General features: G+C 63.6%; 15 protein-coding genes. 10 read left to right on the top strand and 5 right to left on the bottom strand.

Going from position 1 to position 22626, the window contains the following annotated elements; genetic code table 11:
• The first annotated feature begins 3 nt into the window (after positions 1–3).
• The 3 genes from LN996_RS04595 to LN996_RS04585 all read left to right on the top strand — a co-directional run bounded on the left by LN996_RS04595 (position 4) and on the right by LN996_RS04585 (position 4287).
• On the top strand, positions 4–1371 hold the full coding sequence (locus LN996_RS04595) for a nitrate/nitrite transporter (protein WP_231338988.1): 1368 nt from the start codon (positions 4–6) through the stop codon (positions 1369–1371).
• 99 nt (positions 1372–1470) lie between these two features.
• A complete protein-coding gene (locus LN996_RS04590; protein WP_231338987.1) occupies positions 1471–2730 on the top strand; it encodes a DUF4192 domain-containing protein in 1260 nt (419 codons plus the stop codon).
• 243 nt (positions 2731–2973) lie between these two features.
• Positions 2974–4287, top strand: a complete 1314-nt coding sequence (locus tag LN996_RS04585; protein ID WP_231338986.1) for an RNA polymerase sigma factor — start codon at positions 2974–2976, stop codon at positions 4285–4287.
• A 168-nt stretch (positions 4288–4455) separates the two neighbouring features.
• On the opposite strand, the gene LN996_RS04580 is transcribed toward LN996_RS04585, so the two are convergent.
• Positions 4456–4677, bottom strand: a complete 222-nt coding sequence (locus LN996_RS04580; RefSeq protein ID WP_231338985.1) for a hypothetical protein — start codon at positions 4675–4677, stop codon at positions 4456–4458.
• A 256-nt stretch (positions 4678–4933) separates the two neighbouring features.
• Between LN996_RS04580 and LN996_RS04575 the strand changes: the two genes are divergently transcribed.
• Positions 4934–7042, top strand: a complete 2109-nt coding sequence (locus LN996_RS04575) for a type IIA DNA topoisomerase subunit B (protein ID WP_231338984.1) — start codon at positions 4934–4936, stop codon at positions 7040–7042.
• A gap of 394 nt (positions 7043–7436) precedes the next feature.
• On the opposite strand, the gene LN996_RS04565 is transcribed toward LN996_RS04575, so the two are convergent.
• Positions 7437–8423: a M56 family metallopeptidase gene (locus LN996_RS04565; protein WP_231338983.1), complete on the bottom strand. Its 987-nt coding sequence runs from the start codon at positions 8421–8423 to the stop codon at positions 7437–7439.
• A gap of 5 nt (positions 8424–8428) precedes the next feature.
• Positions 8429–8815 (bottom strand): BlaI/MecI/CopY family transcriptional regulator, encoded by a 387-nt coding sequence (locus LN996_RS04560; RefSeq protein WP_011774471.1) that lies wholly within the window; start codon positions 8813–8815, stop codon positions 8429–8431.
• Between the two features lie 279 nt (positions 8816–9094).
• On the opposite strand from LN996_RS04560, the gene LN996_RS04555 reads away from it, so the two are divergent.
• Genes LN996_RS04555 through LN996_RS04540 form a run of 4 tightly spaced genes read left to right on the top strand, consistent with a single transcriptional unit; the run spans position 9095 to position 16211 of the window.
• Positions 9095–10693 carry a cytochrome ubiquinol oxidase subunit I gene (locus tag LN996_RS04555; protein ID WP_231338982.1) on the top strand — a complete coding sequence of 533 codons (1599 nt, stop codon included), beginning with the start codon at positions 9095–9097 and terminating at the stop codon, positions 10691–10693.
• An 18-nt stretch (positions 10694–10711) separates the two neighbouring features.
• Complete coding sequence (gene cydB / locus LN996_RS04550) at positions 10712–11791, top strand: cytochrome d ubiquinol oxidase subunit II (RefSeq protein ID WP_231338981.1); 1080 nt, start codon at positions 10712–10714, stop codon at positions 11789–11791.
• 7 nt (positions 11792–11798) lie between these two features.
• Positions 11799–15191, top strand: coding sequence for a thiol reductant ABC exporter subunit CydD (cydD, locus tag LN996_RS04545; protein ID WP_231338980.1), 3393 nt, complete (start codon positions 11799–11801; stop codon positions 15189–15191).
• A 9-nt stretch (positions 15192–15200) separates the two neighbouring features.
• Positions 15201–16211: a GNAT family N-acetyltransferase gene (locus tag LN996_RS04540; protein WP_231338979.1), complete on the top strand. Its 1011-nt coding sequence runs from the start codon at positions 15201–15203 to the stop codon at positions 16209–16211.
• A gap of 9 nt (positions 16212–16220) precedes the next feature.
• On the opposite strand, the gene LN996_RS04535 is transcribed toward LN996_RS04540, so the two are convergent.
• A complete protein-coding gene (locus LN996_RS04535) occupies positions 16221–16739 on the bottom strand; it encodes a DinB family protein (RefSeq protein ID WP_231338978.1) in 519 nt (172 codons plus the stop codon).
• A 130-nt stretch (positions 16740–16869) separates the two neighbouring features.
• Between LN996_RS04535 and LN996_RS04530 the strand changes: the two genes are divergently transcribed.
• Entirely contained in the window at positions 16870–17253 is a 384-nt protein-coding gene (locus LN996_RS04530) for a VOC family protein (protein WP_231338977.1), read from the top strand.
• A gap of 77 nt (positions 17254–17330) precedes the next feature.
• Here the strand turns inward: LN996_RS04530 and LN996_RS04525 are convergent, their stop codons facing one another.
• Complete coding sequence (locus LN996_RS04525; RefSeq protein WP_231338976.1) at positions 17331–19847, bottom strand: DNA topoisomerase (ATP-hydrolyzing) subunit A; 2517 nt, start codon at positions 19845–19847, stop codon at positions 17331–17333.
• Positions 19848–19902: 55 nt separating this feature from the next.
• Between LN996_RS04525 and LN996_RS04520 the strand changes: the two genes are divergently transcribed.
• Positions 19903–22590 carry a bifunctional GNAT family N-acetyltransferase/acetate--CoA ligase family protein gene (locus LN996_RS04520; RefSeq protein ID WP_231338975.1) on the top strand — a complete coding sequence of 896 codons (2688 nt, stop codon included), beginning with the start codon at positions 19903–19905 and terminating at the stop codon, positions 22588–22590.
• Positions 22591–22626: the final 36 nt, after the last annotated feature.

Below are 22626 nucleotides of genomic sequence, written 5' to 3'. Positions count from 1 at the left end.
GGGGTGAATGCTCCCCGCGCCTGGCTGATCTGGACGATCGGCGTGCTCGCATACCTGGTGGCCGTGGCGCAACGGACTTCATTTGGCGTGGCCGGATTGGAAGCCACTGAACGCTTCCATGCGAGTGCGGCCGCCATCTCCTTTTTCACGGTGTTGCAGCTCTTGGTTTACGCGGGCCTGCAAATTCCGGTGGGCGTTTTGGTGGACAGGTTCGGCTCCCGCGCGATGATAGCCGGGGGCGCCGTGTTGATGGGGCTTGGCCAGCTACAGCTTGCTTTCGCGGACAGTGTTCCCGGGGGCGTGTTGGGCCGTGTGCTTGTTGGGGCCGGGGACGCGATGACCTTCATCTCTGTGATCCGGCTGGTTCCTTTATGGTTCGCCCCGGCCAAAGTGCCCTTGGTGACGCAGCTCACCGGAATGTGCGGCCAACTGGGACAACTCTTCAGCGTGGTTCCGTTTGCCCTGCTTCTCCACACCGCCGGCTGGACTCCGGCATTCCTGACGCTGGCGTCCATGTCCGTGGTGGCCGTGGTGTTGGTCCTGGCACTGCTGCGGGATGCGCCTCCAGGGCACCCGCCAAAGGAAGCCGGCCAGGGCCTGAGGGCTACGGGTGTCTCGCTGTCACGTGCTTGGAAACAACCGGGAACCCGGCTGGGCTTATGGAGCCATTTCACAGTGCAGTTCAGCGGGAACCTCTTCGCGATGACCTGGGGCTACCCGTTCCTCCTGTCAGCGCAGGGCCTGGATGCCGGGACAGTTTCAGCCCTGATGGCACTGTTCGTGGCCACCGCCATCATTGCCGGTCCTGGCTTTGGCCGCTTTGTATCAAAGCATCCGATGCGACGGTCTGCGATGGTCCTCCTCATCACTTTGGCCACGGCATTGGCGTGGGCGGCTGTGCTCCTCCTCCCGGACCGCGCCCCGCTGTGGATGCTGGTGATCCTGGTGGTGGTGCTGGCTGTAGGCGGGCCCGGGTCCATGATCGGTTTCGATTTCGCCCGGACGTTCAATCCGTCGCACAGAATCGGGACAGCAACCGGCATCGTCAACGTGGGTGGCTTCATTGCGGCCCTTGTTGCGATCTATCTCATCGGCTTGGTTCTGGATCTCTTGAACGCCAGCGGTTTCTCCGGTGGCGATTTGTATGGACTTGCGCCTTTCCGCATAGCCCTCAGCGTGCAGTTCATCCTCCTCGGCCTCGGTACCGTCCTTATCCTCGTGACACGGCGCCAGGTCCGGCGGCAGATGGCTGCGCAGGGAATCCATGTTCCTCCCTTGGCGGCGACCCTCGCCAAGCAACGCCGCGAGCGGATAGAGCGGCGCCGCTCTGCGCGTGCAGATGCCATCGAGGACCGGCGCGGCGGCCGTTAGCCTGCACGACACCACGTCCAGGGACTTTCTCCCGGTGCTTTTTCCACATAGGCAGGATGGTCCCTGTTTGGCCCGGCCGCACCTAAGCAGGCTGGAAGCATGACCACCAACGAAACACTCAGCATCCACCAACCCGAAGACATCCTTGGCTACATCCCGCACACGCTGGGCTATTGGCCGGAAGACAGCTTGGTCGCCATCACCATGCAGGGAAATGTTCTGGGCGCGACGCTTCGCGTTGATCTCCCGTTCCGAACAACGGCTCAGGCCCTGGCCTGCTTTGCCGTACAGATCCGCAGGTACCTGGAGGCGGATGAGGAGGCCGACGGCGTAGTGCTTGCGGTCTACACCGATGCCGGCTGGGAGGACGGCGATGTGGTCCACCGCATGATGCCCATGCTCAAAGCATTGCAGGAGGACTTGGAGCGGGTTGGCATGCCCATGCGGGATGCGTGGCTTGTCGGGTCCGAGTACTGGCGCAGCGCTTACTGTTCGGATGAAGGGTGCTGTCCGCTGCCAGGACTTCCGGTGGCCCGCATTAAGGACAGCCGGTTGAGTGCTGAGTTGGTGTACCGGGGAAGCGCTCTTGGGCCGTCGCCAAAGGGCAAGCCCGGAATACCCAAGCTCACCAGGACCGGAGCGCTTGATCCCCTGGTGCTTGAGGCGGAGTCCCGATACGGAGAGCGAATTCTCGGCATGTGGCGCAGTGAAGGCTGCCTAGAGGCCGTCCTTACCGTGTGGAAGCATGTTCTGGACGTGGCCGGCCCAAACGGGCCGTTGCATCCTGGACCGGATGCTGAGCTCATGGGGTTCCTCAGGACAACCCTGAAGGTCCCTGCCTGGCGGGACGCAGTGGTGGTCATGGCGGCCGCCGGTATTGAATCGGCAAGATCCGGTGCGCATGCCTTCGGACTGTTCACTGCTGATGACACTGATGCGACGGTGTTCGATCCCCGCGAACTGGGCGTGGCGACCCATGGAGTCGCCCCTCCAGTTCCAGGGCCTGAGGATTCCAACGCGCCGGGAAATGTGTTCACCTATGGAGACATCTTATTGGGGATGCAGCCGGACAAGCCGTCCTGGAACCATCTTGATCAACTGCAGCAGGTCCTCGCCGGGCTGTGCGTGGAAGGGGAATCAGGGGAGGTGGCGGCAGCGGCCTTCACCCTTCAGGGCTGGATTTCCTGGTGTAAGGGAAGCGGTTCCATGGCCCATGCCTCCCTTATCCAGGCGGAGGCTGCCCAACCGGGCTACCGCCTGGCCGGACTCCTCATGGAAGTCCTGGGCCGGGGCGCGGTCTGTCCCTGGGCCCGACAGCCCGGCTCTGCATGGCGGGGCTACAAGGACGCCAACGCATAGCCGTTCCGCAGTAATCAGGCGTGGGTTTCGCAAAACCGTGAGACAATGGATGCCGAGACCCGGTTGGGTCCGCGTTCGAATGCCTGCATTGGCCCGGAAACGGGAACAATACAGTGTCGTCGGGAGTTCTACATAGTGGCTCTGCAGACGGCGATCGCATTTGAAATTGATCGCGGACTTGACAGGGTCATAGTGGTGTTGCCCGTATGGTGATTCCACAGACCGCCGCTAGAAAGGTTTTCTGTGACCCCGTCTTCCGTCGAGAAGGAACCCGCCGCCCAGGCCGAATTGTCCGCTGAGGAAAAGAAGGCGGCCACAACGGCAAAGCGCGCAGCGACACGTGCTGCCAACAAGGCCTCAGAGGGCGACTCTGACAAGCCGGCACCCAAGAAGCGTGGACCCAAGCCCGGCGCGAAGGCCGCTGCTGAAGCCGCGAACACTTCCTCTGGCTCCGACGCCGAGGATGCCAATGCCGAGGACGAAGACTTTGATCCCGCAGCAGCGGAGGAAGTCGAAGTCGGTGAAGACGACGCCGAGGAAGGTGCCGCTGCCGCAAAGGACAAGCCGGCTCCTTCCGGATCGGGATTCGTCTACTCCGATGCCGACGACGACGACGCCCCGGTCCAGCAGGTCATGTCTGCGGGCGCCACGGCCGATCCCGTCAAGGACTACTTGAAGCAGATCGGTAAGGTTGCCCTGCTGAATGCCGAGCAGGAAGTCGACCTCGCGCTCCGTATTGAAGCCGGCCTCTTTGCAGAGGAAAAGATCAACGCTGATGACGGATCCATGGATCCCAAGCTCAAGCGTGAACTTGAATTCGTCATCCACGACGGTAAGCGTGCCAAGAACCACCTGCTCGAAGCCAACCTTCGCCTTGTGGTATCTCTGGCCAAGCGCTACACGGGCCGTGGCATGCTCTTCCTGGACCTGATCCAGGAAGGCAATCTGGGCCTTATCCGTGCGGTGGAGAAATTCGACTACACCAAGGGATTCAAGTTCTCCACGTATGCAACGTGGTGGATCCGCCAGGCCATTACCCGTGCCATGGCTGACCAGGCCCGTACCATCCGTATTCCGGTCCACATGGTGGAAGTCATCAACAAGCTGGCGCGTGTCCAGCGGCAGATGCTTCAGGACCTCGGCCGCGAACCAACGCCGGAAGAGCTGGCGTTGGAGCTGGACATGACGCCTGAGAAGGTTGTTGAGGTCCAGAAGTACGGCCGTGAGCCGATTTCCCTCCACACCCCGCTTGGCGAGGATGGTGACTCGGAGTTCGGCGATCTTATCGAGGACTCGGAAGCTGTTGTTCCCGCTGACGCAGTCAGCTTCACGCTGCTCCAGGAGCAGCTGCACTCCGTTCTGGACACGCTGTCCGAGCGCGAAGCTGGAGTTGTTGCGATGCGCTTCGGCCTGACCGATGGACAGCCGAAGACTTTAGACGAAATCGGCAAGGTCTACGGAGTGACGCGTGAGCGCATCCGCCAGATCGAATCCAAGACCATGTCCAAGCTGCGGCACCCGTCCCGCTCGCAGGTCCTCAGGGACTACCTGGACTAGAATTCCAGCACGTACATGCGGCCCAGTCGGACTTCCGGCTGGGCCGTTTTGTTGTGCCAGGTTCGCGCGCCGGGTAGGCCTGTTCAATGCAATGAGGCTCCTCCCGGTTGGGAGGAGCCTCATCACCTGCTCAAAGTGGTTTTCCGGACAGTGCCCGGATTGCCCTGCCTAGTCGGCGGGGACGGTAGCCTTCTCGTTGAGGCGCTCGGTCTCATCGTGCCAGTCGGAAGTCATGGGCCGAAGCGTGGCTTCAACTGCACGTGCGTGGTGGCCGCAGAAGAGCAGCTCACCGCCGGAGGACTCGAGTACAACGCGGACGTACGCTTGGGCTCCGCAACGATCACAGCGGTCAGCTGCGTTCAGCGTGCGGTCTGCAACTGCTGTTGTCATGTCGGCCTCCTTAGTAGTTCTGTACATCCATATAACCAGCATTCGATGCAGATCCATGGCAAGGATGGGTCACTTTCGCTGTCCGCGTATCACATGTGCGTAACGTAACCATGCAGGTTGCGCTCCTGCGGGAGTGGCAACCAGTGCCGGGCGGCCTTCGCGGCTAGCCTAGTATGGGCAGTGTTTGCCTTGAATTACCAGCAAGATCACGGCTGGGAAACACCCCTGAGATATACCCCGAAGGAGCACACCGCGAGTGGCACCGAGTTCTGAATACAACGCCCGGCACCTGTCTGTCCTTGAAGGCCTGGAAGCCGTCCGCAAGCGCCCGGGCATGTACATCGGCTCCACCGACTCCCGCGGCCTCATGCACTGCCTATGGGAAATTATCGATAATGCCGTTGATGAAGCCTTGGCGGGCTTCGGTCACGACATCAAGGTGATCCTGCATGCAGACAATTCCGTGGAAATCCATGACGACGGCCGTGGCATTCCCGTGGACGTTGAACCCAAAACGGGCCTCTCCGGCGTCGAAGTTGTCTTCACCAAGCTTCACGCCGGCGGCAAGTTCGGCGGCGGCTCCTATACGGCGTCGGGCGGCCTGCACGGCGTCGGCGCCTCAGTGGTGAACGCGCTCTCGAGCCGTCTGGATGTCCAGGTGGATCGCGGAAGCAAGACCTACCAAATGTCATTCCGCCGGGGTGAGCCCGGCCGGTTCGTGGATTCAGGGTCCAAACCGGGACCTGAGGCAAAGTTTGAGCCGTTCGTTGAAAACTCGGTGCTTGACGTTGTGGGCAAGGCCAAGCGTGGTGTGACGGGAACCCGCGTTCGCTATTGGGCTGACCGGCAAATCTTCACGCCTGACGCGAAATTCTCGTACGACGACCTGGCGGCACGTGCCCGCCAGACCTCCTTCCTGGTGCCCGGACTGAAAATCACGGTCCGTGACGAACGCAAGCTTGCTGGAACTCCGGGGGAGCACGGCGCGCATGAAGAAGTGTTCCACCACGACGGCGGCATCAGCGAGTTCGTAGAATTCCTGGCCGCCGACGCGGGAGTGACGGACGTTTGGCGTCTTCACGGTTCTGGAAAGTTCAAGGAAACCGTTCCGGTCCTGGACGAAAACGGGCACAGCAAGATCGCCGAAGTCGAACGCGACTGCGAGGTGGACATCGCCCTGCGTTGGGGTATTGGCTACGAAACCACCATGCGAAGCTTCGTCAACATCATCGCCACACCCAAGGGCGGCACCCACCAGTCCGGCTTTGAGGCCGCCCTGCTCAAGACGTTCCGTAAGGCCGTGGAGACGAATGCCCGCAAGCTGAAGGCCGGCAACGACAAAATCGAGAAGGACGACATCCTTGCAGGTCTGACGACCGTTCTGACAGTCCGTCTTGCGGAACCCCAGTTCGAGGGGCAGACCAAGGAGATCCTGGGCACGTCGGCGGTTCGTGCCATTGTGGCCAAGGTGGTTGAAAAGGAGATCACTGCACGCCTGAATTCGGCCAACCGCAACGACAAAGCCCAGTCCGCGCTCCTTCTGGAGAAGATGGTCAGCGAGATGAAATCGCGCATCTCGGCCCGTGTGCACAAGGAAACCCAGCGACGCAAAAACGCGTTGGAAACCTCCTCGATGCCCACTAAGCTAGCCGACTGCCGAACCGACGATGTTGCCCGCTCCGAGCTGTTCATCGTTGAGGGTGACTCCGCGCTGGGTACCGCCAAGCTTGCGCGCTCCTCCGACTTCCAGGCGCTGCTTCCCATCCGTGGCAAGATCCTCAACGTCCAGAAGGCCTCCGTGGGAGACATGCTCTCCAACGCAGAGTGTGCCGCGCTCATTCAGGTGGTTGGTGCCGGTTCGGGACGCAGCTTCGATATTGACGCGGCAAGGTATGGCAAGGTCATCCTCATGACAGACGCCGACGTCGACGGCGCGCACATCCGTACTTTGCTGCTGACCCTGTTCTTCCGCTACATGCGGCCGATGGTTGAGGCCGGCCGCGTCTTTGCAGCTGTGCCGCCCCTGCATCGGGTGGAAGTGATCAACCCGGGCCAGAAGGCCAACGAGATGATTTACACCTACTCCGAGGCCGAGCTCCACGTCCTTCTTGCCAACCTCGCCAAGGAAGGCAAGCGTTACAAGGAGCCCATCCAGCGCTATAAGGGCCTGGGCGAAATGGATGCCCAGCAATTGGCTGAGACAACCATGGATCCGCGGCATCGGACCCTGCGGAAGGTGGGGATTGAAAGCGCGCAGCGGGCGGAGGAAGTCTTCGACCTTCTGATGGGTTCGGACGTGGCGCCCCGCAAGGAGTTCATCATCGCCGGTGCTGCCACCTTGGACCGGGAGCGTATCGACGCCTAATGCCGGGGCGGCGCGGGAACAGCCTGACGGGTTGGGGCGGTCCGGGAGGAAGGGGCGGCAGACGCCGCCGCTCCGACCACCAACGCCAAAGCGCCGGGTCCCCAGGGCAGTCCCGCGGCAACGGCAACTCCCCCAGAAGCGGGCCGCCGGCGTCGCCGAGTTCACGTCCCAGTTCGGCGGAGCCCATGGTCCTCCCAAGCCGTTCCGGAGGTGTTGAACCCGCCAGGCGGGCAAACGCAAGGGGTGTTGCCACGCCGATGCCCAAACCGATGAGGACGGCGGCACAGTAGATCCACCCGGCTCCCGGCAGGATGCCGGCCGTCGGTGTTCCGACTGCAATGGCAAGCAGGCCGGGGAAGCAGCTTCCCGTGTGGCTCGCTGCGCGGTCACTTAGCTAGCCCAACAATCCCGGCACGATCAACAATGCCGTTGGTACTGCGAGCAGGAGCGCCGAAGCCGCCAGGACCAGCACGCGGAGGCCCTTGGTGAGTGGAGGCTGCGGCGAGAGTAGTCGGCTGACGCGTGACGCCGTCGTTCGTGGCGAGTCGGCACCGCCGGTGGCGCTGACTGTATTGCCTTCGACGACGGCACCCCCGGCGTTGAGCGCCGGGGCTCCGATGGCCGGCTGCGAGTTTCCGCTGGCGACGATCGCGATGGCCTTGATCAGTGTGCCCTTGCTTTCGGTGCGGAGCGCGACGTCATCGGCCAGCATCTCGATCAGCGAGTTCACGGCCGTCTGGGCCAGCCTCGTGGTGGGGAACCAGGGCAGGGCCTGCCGCCATGCGGCGAAAGCCCAGAGCAGGAGGTCATGGCGCTGGGAAAGATGGGCGTTCTCATGAATGAGCACAGCCCTGAGTTCTGCGGGTTCGAGGGCGGCCATGAGGCCGTCGGACAATACCGTTACGGATCGGGCGCCTCCGGGCAGGCAGTAGGCCACGGGGGAGTCGTGGTTGATCACCACAGTCCCTGGGCCGTCGTCGGAGGGTGAGGCAAGCAGGGCAAGAAGCTCACGGTGCCGCCGCCGTTGGCGCTCGATTTTGTAGTAGGTCAGCAGCAGGGTGAAGACCAGATGCGCGGTGAGCAGGGCCGCCGCGGACAATGCGAACAGGTGCCAGAATCCCAGCGCCGTAGTGGGTTCGTTGTTGAAAACCATCCCGGCCAGGCTCTTGAGTCCTGCAATGAGGTTCTCGCCGATGGGTTCGAGGCCATAGACGAGCATGGCGCCAATCATGGACAAGCCACCGGCAAGGGCTATCGCCTGCCACAGGACCATGGCCGTGAAGGGGGATCGTGCCGGCCACTGCGCGCGCGAAAGCAAAACAGGTACCGGCCACGCCAGAATCAATGCCAGGACCGCAAGCAGGTATGAGGTCCAGAACATAGTGGCTAATTGTAGCCGAGCAGTTTGCGCAGGGTAGCGGCTTCACTTTCGGTGACGGAACCAATGAAACGGGCCAGTACGGCCTCGCGGTCCGGGGCGGAGCCCAGGACTTCGTGCATCAGCTCGGCGGTGTGGTCTGCGCGGCTGGAAACTGCCTGGTAGCGGTGCGGACGCGTTCCACGTTCGCGCTCCACCAGGCCCTTCTTCTCCAGGCGTGAAAGTACAGTCAGGACCGTGGTCACGGCCAGATCCTTGCCTTGATGACCCGCGGTGCCGTCGCCGGCTTCGGAATCCTGCGCCAGAAGATCACGCAGTGTATTGGCGGTTGCAGCCTCCTGGCCTGCCCAGAGCAGATCCATCACTGCCCGTTCCAGTTCCCCAAGACTTGCCATTTATACGTCCCTACCTTCCGCTTCCCGGTGCAGGGTGGCTGCTGCCGGGAGCGATGATCCAACATTCCACAATAAATCTACCGCTTTTCAGACCTTCATTCTACGTGAGGTAGAACTATCGGCGCGCCGCGCCCGGATGTGAACCCTTGCGCGTGGGTGACGCCACTTGAAGAATGGGATTCGTCGCCCGCCATTTGTTCTACACTGTGTAGAAGAGAAGTTTTCTACGTGACGTAGAAGTAAGTCATCGTACTTCGGTCCACCGCACAAAGGACAGCCATGGACGCCTTGGAAATCGCACGCTGGCAATTCGGTATCACTACCGTCTACCACTTCATGATGGTTCCCCTCACCATCGGCCTCGGTCTGGTGGTGGCCATCATGCAAACCATCTGGTACCGCACGGGCAAGCCCGAATATCTGCGGATGACCAAGTTCTGGGGAAAGTTGTTCCTCATCAACTTCATCATGGGTGTGGCTACGGGCATCGTGCAGGAGTTCCAGTTCGGTATGGCCTGGAGTGAGTACAGCCGGTTCGTCGGCGACGTGTTCGGCGCGCCACTGGCCCTCGAAGCACTGCTCGCATTCTTCGTTGAATCGACATTCCTTGGACTGTGGATCTTCGGCTGGAAGCAACTCAAACGCGGTGTTCACCTGGCCTGCCTGTGGATCGCCGTCATCGGCTCGGTCTTCTCCGCCTACTTCATCATCGTGGCCAACTCATGGATGCAGCACCCCGTTGGCGTGGAGATGGTGGACGGCCGGCCCGTGATGACCGACGCATGGGCGGTGTTCACCAACAACACAGCCCTGGTAGCCGTACCTCACACGCTCTTTGGCGCACTCGCCGTTGCCGGTGCGTTCCTCCTGGGCATCGCCTGGTACCACCTGTGGCGCCGCCGGCACGACGGCATCGACGTCGTGGGCAAGGACGGCAGGCTGGTTCCCGGCGAAGCCGCGATCCCCGGTCGGGACAAGTCCGATTACACGGTGTGGATGAAGAGCCTCAGGATCGGTGCAGTCGTTGCCATGATCTCCTTCGCAGGCACCGCCATCACCGGTGACCTGCAGGGCAAGCTGATGTTCGAACAGCAGCCCATGAAGATGGCCGCAGCCGAAGCTGCCTGCCACGACGGCACCGGATTCTCGGTCCTGAGCGTCGGCAACCTTGGCGCCACCAACTGCGATGACATTGTGGCCGTCATCGAAGTACCCGGCATCCTTTCCTTCCTCGCCAAGGGCGACTTCACGACCGAAGTAAAGGGCGTCAACAGCCTGCTGGGAGAGTACAAGGAAAAGTACGGAACCCACCTCCCGGACAACCCGCTGTACGGCGACCGCGCCGGACAGGAAATCCAGTATGTGCCAGTCATGGAAGTTACCTATTGGGGTTTCCGCATGATGATCGGTTTCGGCGGAATCGCTGCCTTTGCGGCCCTCCTGGCACTGTGGGTGACCCGCAAAGGCGTGGTACCCCGGTCGAAATGGCTCATGCGACTCGCTGTGTTCGGCATCCTTGCACCGTTCGGAGCCAACGCAGCGGGCTGGATCTTCACCGAAATGGGCCGGCAGCCATTCGTCGTGGCCCCCAATCCGGACATGAACGGCATCGACCAGGTGTTCATGTTCACTGCGGCCGCCGTTTCCCCGGGAGTCAGTGCCGGTGAAATCATGACGTCGCTGGTGGTCCTCACCGCCATCTACGCCGTGCTGCTGGTGGTCGAGGTGAAGCTGCTGGTCAAATACATCCGTGGTGGCGTGGCATCGGCCATGCCGGAGTTGGCTCACGCCGACGAAGGCAAGGACACCGACCACAGTGACAAGAACGATGCGGGGCCGGATAAGACCGGCGACGACGTCCTGGCATTCGCCTACTAGAAGCAGAGGAAACTGACAATGGAACTGTTGCCAACCATCTGGTTCGTGGCCATCGTGGTGCTGTGGACGGGGTATCTCTTCCTGGAGGGCTTTGACCTCGGCGTCGGCATGCTGATGAAACTGTTCGCCCGTAACAACACCGACCGCCGGGTATTGCTGAACACCATCGGTCCTGTGTGGGACGGCAACGAGGTGTGGCTGCTCACCGCAGCAGGAGCCACCTTCGCGGCCTTCCCCCTCTGGTACGCCTCACTGTTCTCGGCGCTGTACCTGCCGCTCCTCTGCGTCCTGGCAGCACTGATCTTCCGCGCTGTCGCGTTTGAATACCGCGGCAAGGTGGACTCGGAACGGTGGCGTAACCGCTGGGACTGGGCCATCGCCGTCGGGTCCTTCGGTGCAGCCTTCGGCATCGGCGCCGCCCTGGCCCTGACCACCACGGGCCTTCCCCTGAATGCCAACGGTGACCGCATCGGCGGCCCGATGGCCTGGTTCAGCGGTTACGCGCTCCTGGGCGGCTTCGGTGTGGTGGCGTTCGCGCTGGTTCACGCCTTGGCCTTCCTTGCCCTCAAGACCGACGGCGAGGTGCGGCACCGTGCCCGCCGATGGTTCGTGCGACTGGCGCCCGTTGCCGTCCTGCCCATGTTCGGATGGATGGTTTCAGTACAGTTCCTCAGTGGCAAGCCGTGGACCTGGGCCCTGGTGGCGGCCGCAGCAGGGGCCGTCGTCCTGGCATGGACGTTGGCCCGGGCCGGGTCCGAAGGGCGGGCGTTCGGTGCGTTCGGTGCCTTCATTGTCTGCGCTACGGCGTCGATCTTCGGGGCAGCGTTCCCGGTCGTCATTCCTTCCACCCTTGATCCAGCCTTCAACCTGACCATCTCCAACGCCTCGTCGTCGGATTACACACTGGGCCTTATGAGCATCGTTGCAGCCATTGGCCTGCCCTTGGTGATTGCGTACCAGTCATGGACGTACTGGGTGTTCCGCCGACGTGTCAGCGCGGCCCATATTCCAGAGGCCCACGGGTTCCTTCCCGCGATTGCTGCCAAGGTCCTGATCGCCAAGGACAGCCCGTCCGCCAGCAACACAACGGGAGACTAGCCGCCCCATGAAGCCCGTGTTCCCCTCCGGCCCCGCCACGCGATCAGCGCTCTACGCCCTAGGCCTGCTCTCTGCCCTCAAGGCCTTGTCCCTGGTCCTTATGGCCCAAGCCGTGGCGGGGATGCTGGCAGGATTCGCTGCCGGAACCGGAGACTGGGACAGCGGACTCATCTGGGGGGCTGTGGGAGCTGTCCTGAGGTCACTCACGGTGTGGGGCCAGGGCATCGCCTCCCGGCATGCAGCCCTGGGCGTCAAGGAGGAGCTGCGGGCGCAGCTGTTGAGGCGCTCGCTGGCCGACGGAGGCCCGTCGCCGGTAGCGGGAATGAACGACGGCGGCCTGGCAATCCTCGCGACGCGGGGCCTGGACGCACTGGACGACTACTACACCCAATACCTTCCCGCCCTGGTGAACTGCGCCACGGTGCCGCTGCTGATCGGGGCCAGGATCCTGTTTGCCGACTGGGTCAGCGCCGTGGTGATCGTCCTGACCGTTCCTTTGGTGCCACTGTTCATGGTCCTGATCGGCCGGCACACCGAGGACAGCGTCCGCGACGCCCAGACCACCCTCCGCAGGCTCTCCGGCCACATCCTTGAGCTGGCCAAGGGCCTGCCGGTGCTGGTGGGCCTGGGGCGCGCCAGTGAACAGCGCGCAGCATTGGAAGATATCTCGGAGCAGTACCGAAGCAAGACCATGGGCACCCTCCGGACTGCCTTCCTCTCCGCGCTTGCCCTCGAACTTATTGCGACGATTTCCGTAGCCGTGGTTGCCGTGTTCATCGGTGTCAGGCTGGTGGCAGGCGACATGGCCCTCGAAGCCGGCCTGCTGGCACTCATCCTCGCCCCCGACTGCTACCTGCCACTGCGGGAGCTGGGCACAGCCCACCACGCCAGCGACGACGGCCGGGCAGCCTTGGAAACCACCAACGCCGTGTTGGAGGTACCGGCCCACCAGCCACTGCAGGCAGGTGGCCCCTCGAGCACAGCCTCGACCGACGTAGTGGTGAGCGGACTGTCGGTGACCTACCGAGGAAGGTCCGGGGCCGCCGTCGGGCCCCTCAGCTTTACTGCCCCACGGGGCAGCATTACAGCCCTCGACGGCGACAGCGGCACCGGGAAGAGCACCGTCTTGGGCGTCCTCGCCGGACTCATCGGACCAGGGCCCGACGCTGCCGTCACGGGAACCGTGACAGGATCCGGGGCTGTGGCATGGGTGCCGCAACACCCCGTCATCGCAGCAGAAACGGTCCAGGAAGAGATGGAGCTGTACCTCGACGGGTACCAAGGCGACGTCACCGAGGCAGTCACACGTGTCCTTCAGAAGGCAAAAGCTGAACACCTGGCAGCCAGGAATCCCGCCGAATTGAGTCCCGGCGAACTGCGCCGGGTTGCCCTTGCCCGGGGCCTGGCAAGGGTGGAAGCCGGGGCCACGGTCCTGCTGCTGGACGAACCCACGGCACACCTGGACCACTACTCAGCGGGGGCGGTCCGCAACGCCATCGAAACGCTGCGGGGCACCGTCACCGTGATCCTTGTGGCCCATGATGCCGACACCCGTGCGCTCGCCGAGCACCTGGTGCCCATTGGAAGCAAGCGCCATGAGGCCGGGCCTGAGGTTCCACTGGTGCGCGCCAGGAACACCACGGACTCAGCCGCAGCCCGTGATGCAGCTGCTGTGGTCCACCCCGTCATGAACCCCGCCGCAAAGACCAGCAGCCTGAAGGGCCTGCTGGTGATACTGAAGCCCGTGCAGTGGAAGTTCGCAGCAGCTGGCACAGTTGCAGTCCTGGCCGCCCTGTTCGCCGTGGCGTTGTCCGGTTTGTCCGGCTGGCTGATCATCAGGGCAAGCGAACAACCTCCCATCCTTTACCTGCTCGGCGCAATCGTGGGCGTCAGGTTCTTTGGCATCGGCAGGGCCGTGCTGCGCTATTGCGAGCGGCTCCTCACCCATGACGCCGTGTTCGCCGCCATGACCCATCTCCGCGGAGCACTGTGGGCAACGCTGAGCCGCAGGGCACTGTCCCTGAGGCGCCTCCTCCACGGCGGCAACGTGCTGGGCTCGGTCGTCGATGACGTCGACACCCTCCGGGACCTCCTACCGCGGGTAGTGCTTCCCCCAGTGACCGCAGTGGGCGTCGGCGGAGCAGCGATCGCAGCCACCGCCATCATTCTGCCCGCAGCGCTTCCCGCCGTGGTGGTGGCGTCAGTGGTGGGCCTTGCCCTTGCCCCGCTCCTTGCCGTCCTGGCTGACAGGAACGCGGCCAGGGCCGAACAGCAAATGCGCTCCGCGGTACTTCGTGGCGTTGCTGCAGCATTGGATGCCCGGGCCGAACTGACGGCCAACAGTGTGGCCGGGCCGCTCCTCAAGGACCTGCGCACCAAGGATCGGGCAGCCACACTCTCCGCCCAACGCTCGGCATGGGCTGAAGGCCTCGGCCAATCGGTGATCGTCCTGGCTTGCTCATTGGGAGCCCTGTGGGCAGGTGCCCTCAGCGCTCCCTCGGTTGCCAACGGTTCGGTTGCCACCGAACTCGTGGCAGTGGTCGTCCTGATGCAGCTCGCCTTGGTGGACGCCTTCGGCGGTATTGTCTCGGCCGTACGACAAGCCCCGGCGCTCGCAGCTGTCCTCGGGAGGGTGGCAGAATCAGGTGCGCTGGATGCTCCTGCCGCAGTTGACCGTGCCGAAACGCCCGACGGCGGCCCGCAGCCGCTCCCGGATCGCGATGGCAAAGTGGGACTTGAGTTGAACGACGCGGCGGCCGCCTGGCCCGGGGGTCCGAACGCCTTCGCCGGCCTCACGGCCGAAGCCGGGCCGGGCCGCTGGCTTGCAGTGACCGGACCCTCGGGCGCGGGAAAGACCACGCTACTGTCCGTACTGCTGGGCTTCCTGCCCCTTGCGCAAGGAAGTGCCAAGTTGACAGGCGCGGCGGCATGGTGCCCCCAGGAGGCGTACCTTTTCGACTCCACTATCCGGGGAAACCTCTTGCTGAGCCGCCCGGCCGGAGCGAAACCCAGTGAGGATGACATGCGCAAGGCCCTGGCCGACGTCGGACTCGACGGGGTGGTGGCCGCATTGCCAGGTGGGCTGGACGCCCGCATCGGCCCTGGCGGCTCCTTCCTCAGCGGCGGCGAACGGCAGCGGCTGGCGATGGCCAGGACGCTCTTGACCGGAGCCTCCGTCTTGTTGCTCGATGAGCCCACCGCGCACCTGGATGCCGGTTCGGCACGGGAAATGATGGCCATCCTCCGCAAAGGGCTCAAGGACGTCACTGTAGTCCTGGTGACGCATAACCCCGAAGACATCGATCCGGCAGACGCGCGACTTGAGCTGCCTGCAGCACGGCCCGCTGCTTACCCAGCCGTGGGCGCGCCGGAGCTGGTGGGAAGGCCTACCCCTCAGTAGCCTGTTGGCATGTCTTTCGAAGCCCCAAGCCAAGCCTTGCCTGACGCCGACGCCACCGGACTGCAGTGGCGGCCAGCCACCATGGAAGACCTCGACAACTGGGCCGGACTGATTGCCCGGACTGCCGCCGTCGAACATCCTGCGTGGTACGAAAAGCGCGGCGACCTGATCCACATCCTGGAATCCAGTAAGAATCCGCCCCGGACGAGCACGCTGCTGGGCCTGGACTCCGGGGAAACTGCACGTGCTTACGGGCGGATCTCCAAAAACCCCAGGGGCGACAAAGCCACGGGCATGGCGTGTGTCGATCCCGAATGGCAACAACGCGGAATCGGCTCCGCTGTCCTGGTGTGGCAGGAAGAGCAGGTCCGCAGGCGGTTCCAGGCCGACCAGGCAGCCGGGCACACCACCGCCCCACCCCGGCTCCGCATCCAAACTGAAGAGCAGCACGATCACCAGGCCACGCTCTTGTTGGGTCACGGCTACGGTACGGTGCGCTGGTTCAATGAGATGCACCGACCCTTGTCGGCAGGTCTGCCGGAAGTCCCGCTGGGTGCAGGGCTGGAACTGAGGACCCTGGATCCCACGCTCTTCGAGCCGGTACGCCAAGCGCACAACGATGCTTTCCGGGACCACTGGGGGAGCGAGCCCAGGGACGAAGAATCGTGGCGCTTCACCATCGAGGAGCCCACAGCGCGGCACGATCTCAGCGCGGTGGTTCTCGACTCCGCTACGGGGGAGGTGGCCGGGTACCAGCTGACCAGCTTCGACCCCCATTCGGCATCCGATCGCGGATTCAAGGAGGGCTACACCGAACTCCTGGGTGTGCGGCGCGCCTTCCGCGGCCGTCGCATAGCCCAAGCACTGCTGGCCGACGCCATGCGAAGGTACATCGACGCCGGAATGGACGTAGCGTCACTGGATGTGGACTCCGCCAACCCCACCGGGGCACTGGAACTCTACCTCGGCATGGGCTATATGCCGGTGAACCGCAGCATGACGTGGGAGAAGATGCTCTAGCCGGGATTCCTAGCCATCCACGTCATGAAGATGGTGGACAACATCGTGAAGGAAGTACTGCGAGAACGTCAGCACAGTGAACGAAGACCCGTTGCTCCGCGTTCCGGAGCGCTGCCAATCATCCTCCACCACGCGGGCGAACGACTCGGCGATTTCCTGGCCCTCGGCCTCCAGCTGGTCGGCCACGGTCCGGGGATCTGCCGAACCGTATTCTCCGTCGATGGCGGCCTGGTCCTGGTCCCAATTGGCAAACCGGGCGTCGTCCTCGGTCAGCATCAGGTTCAAACGTTGGTCAAACAAGCTGAAGACATCACGGACGTGGCAGGCGTACTCCAGGTTGGACCACGTGTGGTCATTGGGCCGCACAGCTGCATCCTCGCGGCGGAGGACAGCCCTCCACCGTGGAAGCATGTTCAAGACCGTGCCCGGCACCGTGGAAGGAGTCACCGTGGCAGGGTCGAACCCGCACTCGGGGCAGGGTTCGGACAGTACCCAGGTCCAGTCTTTTTCATCAGGGATGATCGGCATGCGGCCAGTCTAAGCCGATCCGCCCCGGACCCCTTTGCAGACGATGAAATATGGTGTCGTTTTCCAATTACTTACCTGCCCGCCCAAGAGTAAAGTTCGTTCCGGGGGGAGAGCCGGAAAAGAGAAGAACATGCTCAAGGATCAGCAGGTTGGTGCCGTCCTACCGGCACAGGACATCGCCCGGGCCCGCGCGTACTACAGCGAGAAACTCGGACTCGAACCCGAAAATCCGGACGCCGACGACAACCTCCAATACAGGTGCGGCGATGGAACGGGATTCTTCGTGTACCAGACCCCCAACGCCGGGTCGGCGAAGAACACCCAGATGGGTTGGATGGTCAGCGATGTCAAGGCCGCAGTGGAGGAGCTCCGCGGCAAGGGAGTCACGTTTGAAGACTACGACTTCCCTGGATTGAAGACCGAGGACGGGGTCGCCACGATGCCTGACGGCAGCGCTGCAGCATGGTTCCTGGACAGCGAGGGAAACATTCTGAGCCTCAACCACAACGGCTAGCCCATGCGGTGGCCCGCAGGCCACGGCAACAGTAAAGGCCGGAGTGTCCAACCCCGGCCTTTGCCGTGCACTGCTGATTACCCGGCGGTCTCTGTCCACGCCATGCTCGGGCCAATCGCCTCTACCGGCTGTGACAACGGCACGCCCGAGCCATCCCGACGGCCGTGCTCGTGCGGAAGCGCCCTGGCAACCCCGGCCGCGGATGATGCTTTGGCGGGTCCGTGCCCGGCCCATGCCATCAGCAATGTGTCCTCGCCCTTCAGGAAGCGGTGCACCCTCACTCCACCGGTGGCCCGCCCCTTGGCTGGGTACTCGTCGAAGGCTGTGACCTTTGCGGTTCCTGGTGCCGTGCCGGGCAGGGCGCCATTGGTGCCGGCAATGGTCACCACGACGGCGGCAGGATCGTTGGCGCGCACGGTACCGAAGTGGATCACATCATCGCCGGCGGCCAGCTTGATGCCGGCCATGCCACCCGCCGTGCGGCCCTGCGGCCGGACGTTGGAGGCGCTGAACCGGAGCAATTGCGCCTGCCTTGTCACGAAGACGAGATCGACGTCGTCCTCTTGTGCCGGTTCAACGGCGAGGACTGAATCCTTGTCCTTCAGGGCGATGATTTCCCAGTCCTCGCGGTTCAGCGGGTAGTCCGGCTGCACACGTTTCACGACGCCCTGGACCGTGCCAATGGCCAGGATTGCATCCAGGGGAACGAACGCCACCAGGGTTTCACCCTTGACCAGCGTGATGAAGTCCTTCGCCGGCACGCCCCCGGCGAGGTTCGGCAGGCCGGAGACCGGCGGGAGGGTGGGCATGTCCATCACCTGCAGGCGCAGCATGCGGCCCTGGGAAGTGACGGCACCGATCTCGCCGCGGGCAGTGGTTTTAACGACCGACCGGAAGACATCATGCTTGGCCCGCGGCCCTGCTTCGGCCAAGGGTTCCTGGTTGGACGTCCTGGCGATCTGGCCGGAAACGCTGAGCAGTGCCCAGCAGGGGTCGTCCGGAATTTCAAGGGGCAGCGCGGCGGCCTTGCCTTTGGGACCAGGGGTGGCTGCCGCGAGGGCCGCAGCCACCGTGGGGGAGACCGCTTCGGATTCAAGGAGCACCGTGCGGCGGGGCGTGCCGTACTTCTCGGCGATAACGGCCAGCTCACCGGATACAAGATCGCGAAGCAGCTCATCCGAAGCAAGGATGGCTTCGAGCGCTTCGATTTCACGGCGAAGCTCGTCCTGCTCCTTCTCCAGTTCAAGGCGGGAGTATTTGGTCAGCTGCCGCAGCCGCAGTTCCAGGATGTAGTTGGCCTGGATCTCGGTGAGGTCGTAAATGGACATCAGCCGCTCACGCGCTGCCGAGGCTTCATCGGAGGACCGGATGATCTGGATGACCTCGTCGATGTCCACGATCGCGATCAGCAGGCCCTCCACCAGGTGGAGGCGGTCCTTTTTCTTGCCCAGGCGGAAGGAGGTACGCCGGCGCACAACGTTCAGGCGGTGTTCGACGTACACCTGCAGCAACTGCAGGAGGCCCAGCGTCTGCGGCTGGCCGTCCACCAACGTCACGTTGTTGATCCCGAAGGAGTCTTCCATGGGCGAGTACCGGTACAGCTGCTGGAGGACGGCGTTGGGGTTGAAGCCGTTCTTGAGCTCAATGACCAAGCGAAGGCCGTGGTTGCGGTCCGTCAGGTCAACCACATCGCTGATGCCGGTCAGCTTCTTGGCGTTGACGGCGTCCTTGATCTTCTCGATGACCTTTTCCGGGCCTACCATGTAGGGGAGCTCGGTGACAACCAGGCCCGTGCGTCGGGCGGAAAGCTGTTCCACCTCCACCTTGGCGCGGGTCTTGAAGGAACCGCGGCCGGTGGCATAGGCGTCGCGGATTCCGTCCAGGCCCACTATGCGGCCGCCAGTGGGGAGGTCGGGCCCCGGGACGAACCTCATGATGTCTTCAAGGGTGGCTTCAGGGTTGGCAATCAAATGGCGGGCGGCGGCGATGACCTCAACGAGGTTGTGCGGCGCCATGTTGGTGGCCATGCCCACCGCGATGCCGGTGGTGCCGTTCACCAGCAAGTTGGGGAATGCGGCCGGGAGAACGTCAGGCTGGGTCAGCTGGTTGTCGTAGTTGGGGACGAAGTCCACTACGTCTTCGTCGAGATGGTCCGTCATTGTCAGCGCAGCGGCCGCCAGGCGCGCCTCGGTATAACGCGGTGCTGCCGGGCCGTCGTCGAGCGAGCCGAAGTTGCCGTGTCCGTCGATCAGCGGCAGGCGCAGGGAGAAGTCCTGTGCCATGCGCACCATGGCGTCATAGATCGCGGCGTCTCCGTGCGGGTGGAGCTTACCCATGACCTCGCCCACGACGCGGGCACTCTTGACGTGTCCACGGTCAGGGCGCAGCCCCATGTCGGCCATCATGTACAGGATGCGCCGTTGGACAGGCTTCAGTCCGTCGCGTGCGTCCGGGAGGGCACGCGAATAGATCACTGAGTAGGCGTACTCCAGGAAGGAGCCTTCCATCTCGGAAGTGACGTCAATATCGACGATGTTCTCGGTGAAATCGCCGAGGGGCTCGGCTTTGCGTGCGGAAGATTGGCTGCGGGCCATGGGGTCGGTGAATCCTTGAAAGTCGTACTGCGGATGTTTTAGCTAGGCTAAGCCTATGGTGGATCAGCCCGGCGTCGGCATTTATCCGGAATATTGGGAGGCCGATGTCGTGCTGCGCGATGGCGGGACAGCCCACCTTCGCCCCATCCGGCCCGAGGACGGCGACGCCTTGCAGGCGTTCCACGCGGGCCAATCGCAGGCTTCGATCTACATGCGGTTCTTTTCTTTCAAACCCCGGCTCTCGGGCAAGGAAGTGCGGCGCTTCACCGAAGTTGACCACATCAACCGCGTGGCTTTCGTGATCACCATCGGCGGCGAAATCATGGGTATTGGCCGCTACGACCGGTTGGATGATCCCGACGAGGCTGAAGTCGCCTTCAACATTTCGGACGCCCACCAGGGCCGCGGGATCGGCTCCATCCTGCTTGAGCACCTTGCCGTTGCTGCCCGCGAGAACGGCATCCGGCGGTTCACCGCCGAGGTCCTTCCCGATAACCGGAAGATGCTGATGGTCTTTGCCGACGCCGGTTATGACCTCACCCGGCAATTCGACGACGGCGTGGTGAGCGTCGAGTTCAACATCGACCCCACGGAGAAATCCAGGGCCGTGATGGAGTCCCGTGAGCACCGCGCGGAGGCGCGCAGCGTGCGCGACTTGTTGTCGCCGGCGTCGGTGGCCGTTATTGGGGCCAGCCGCAAGTGGGGAACCGTCGGGTATCAATTGCTCGAGCACATCATCGAAGGTGGCTTCACGGGTCCGGTCTACGCCGTCAACCCTGAGGCGTTCGAACTTGCCGGCATGGTCTCCTTCGGAAAATTGTCGGAAATTCCAGGTCCGGTCCAGCTGGCCATCATCGCGGTGCCCTACGAGGAAGTACCCAAGGTGGTGGACGACTGCGCTGCCGCAGGCGTCAAGGGCATAGTGGTGGCCACTGCCGGTTTTGCCGACGACGGCGAGCGGGGCCTCGCGCGCCAGCACGAGTTGGTGCGCCGCGCGAGGGCGAACGGCATGAGGGTGATCGGCCCGGAGTCCCTCGGAATACTCAACACCCACCCGTCCGTATCCCTCAATGCATCCATGGCGCCCACCATGCCGCCGAGGGGGAGCCTGGGCCTGTTCAGCCAATCGGCCGCTGTGGGCATTGCCGTGTATGCGGCAGCCAGCCGCCGACGACTCGGATTGTCCTCGTTCCTCTCGGCCGGAAACCGCGCCGACGTTTCCGGCAACGACGCCATGCAGTACTGGGAGGACGACGCCGATACCTCCGCCGTGGGCCTGTACCTGGAGTCCATCGGTAACCCCCGTAAGTTTTCCCGCCTGGCGCGTCGGTTGTCCCGGAGCAAGCCGGTGATCGTTGCCAAGTCGGACGTGACGGGCCTGAGCCTGCCCCCCGGACATGAAGTGCGCACCACCCAGGCGCCTGCTGCCGCAGTGGATGCCATGATGCGCCAGGCCGGCGTCATCCGGGTTGAGACCATTGAACAGCTCATGGACATCGCCCAGATCGTTTCATCCCAGGCGCTGCCGCAGGGCCCCGGCGTCGCCGTCTATTCCAACTCGGTAGCCCTCGGAAAAGTGGTGGCAGACAGCGCAGGACCCCTTGGACTGGACGTCAGCCGCTTGGTGACGGAGGTTGACCTCGACGCCGGCATGTCGCTTGCGCTCCCGGCACTTCGGAACAGCCTCATGGAAAGCCTCGCCGACGACTCCGTCCACGCGGTGATTGCCGCCCTTCTCCCTGCCCGCGGGCTCACGGTGGAAGCGTTGGCCGGTGTCCTGGCTGAATGTGCAGCGGAGGCTGGAAAGCCGGTTGTTGCGGCCTTCACCGGAATTCTTGACCCCTCCATGCATGTGGAAGGGATGCTAGGTGCTGCGGGCAGCCCCGTGCTTCCGTGCTACTCGAACGCCGGCGCCGCAGTGGCAGCGTTGGCCGCGATTGTTGGCTATGCCCAGTGGCGTGACAGGGACCAGGGCTTGTTCGTCGAACCGGACGGCTGCGACGTGGATGGCACCCGGGAAGCGCTGACGGCAATGCTGGCCGGTGTCACCGGCGAAAAGATCAGGAAGCTCGACGCCGGTGCTGCCGCGGCACTGCTTGCGGGTTACGGAATCAAGGTGGTGCCAACGCTTGGATTCGGCACCCCGGATGAAGCGGTGCAAGCGGCGGACTCAGTGGGCTGGCCCGTGGTCCTGAAGACCACCGATCCTGCGCTCCGGCACCGACTGGACCTGGGCGGTGTGCGGCTGGACATCCAGGACGCTGAGTCGCTGCGCCAGAACGTTGCGCAGATGCGGCGCGCGCTGGAACCCTACGGATCACCGTCGCTGGAGGTTCAGGCCATGGCTCCGGTGGGACAGGCCTGCACCTTCCGCGCCATGGAGGATCCGTTGTTGGGACCTGTGCTTTCCTTTGGATTGGCAGGCGATGCAGTAAACCTGCTGGACGACTGGGCCCACCGGGTCCCGCCGCTCTCGGCTGCGGACCTGCATGACGTCATCCGTTCGCCGAGGGCCTCCCGGAAGCTGTTCGGTTACCAGGGGCTGCCTGCCGTGGATGTGGCCGCCTTGGAGGACATCGCCTCCAGGCTCGCCAAGTTGAAGGATGACCACCCGGGAATTGCACTCGTGGAATTCAATCCCGTCCTGGCCGGTCCCTCAGGCGCCACAATCCTCGGCGCCGAGGTCTGGATCGGCAATGCCGCGCAGCGTACCGACAGCGCTCGCCGTGCCATGCGAAGTTAGCCACAGGGCGGAGCAGGCGGTTAGGAAGTCATCAAG

The organism is Arthrobacter sp. AK01 (assembly GCF_021109375.1).
Classification (GTDB): domain Bacteria; phylum Actinomycetota; class Actinomycetes; order Actinomycetales; family Micrococcaceae; genus Arthrobacter.
This window is presented reverse-complemented; position numbering and strand designations above follow the sequence as displayed.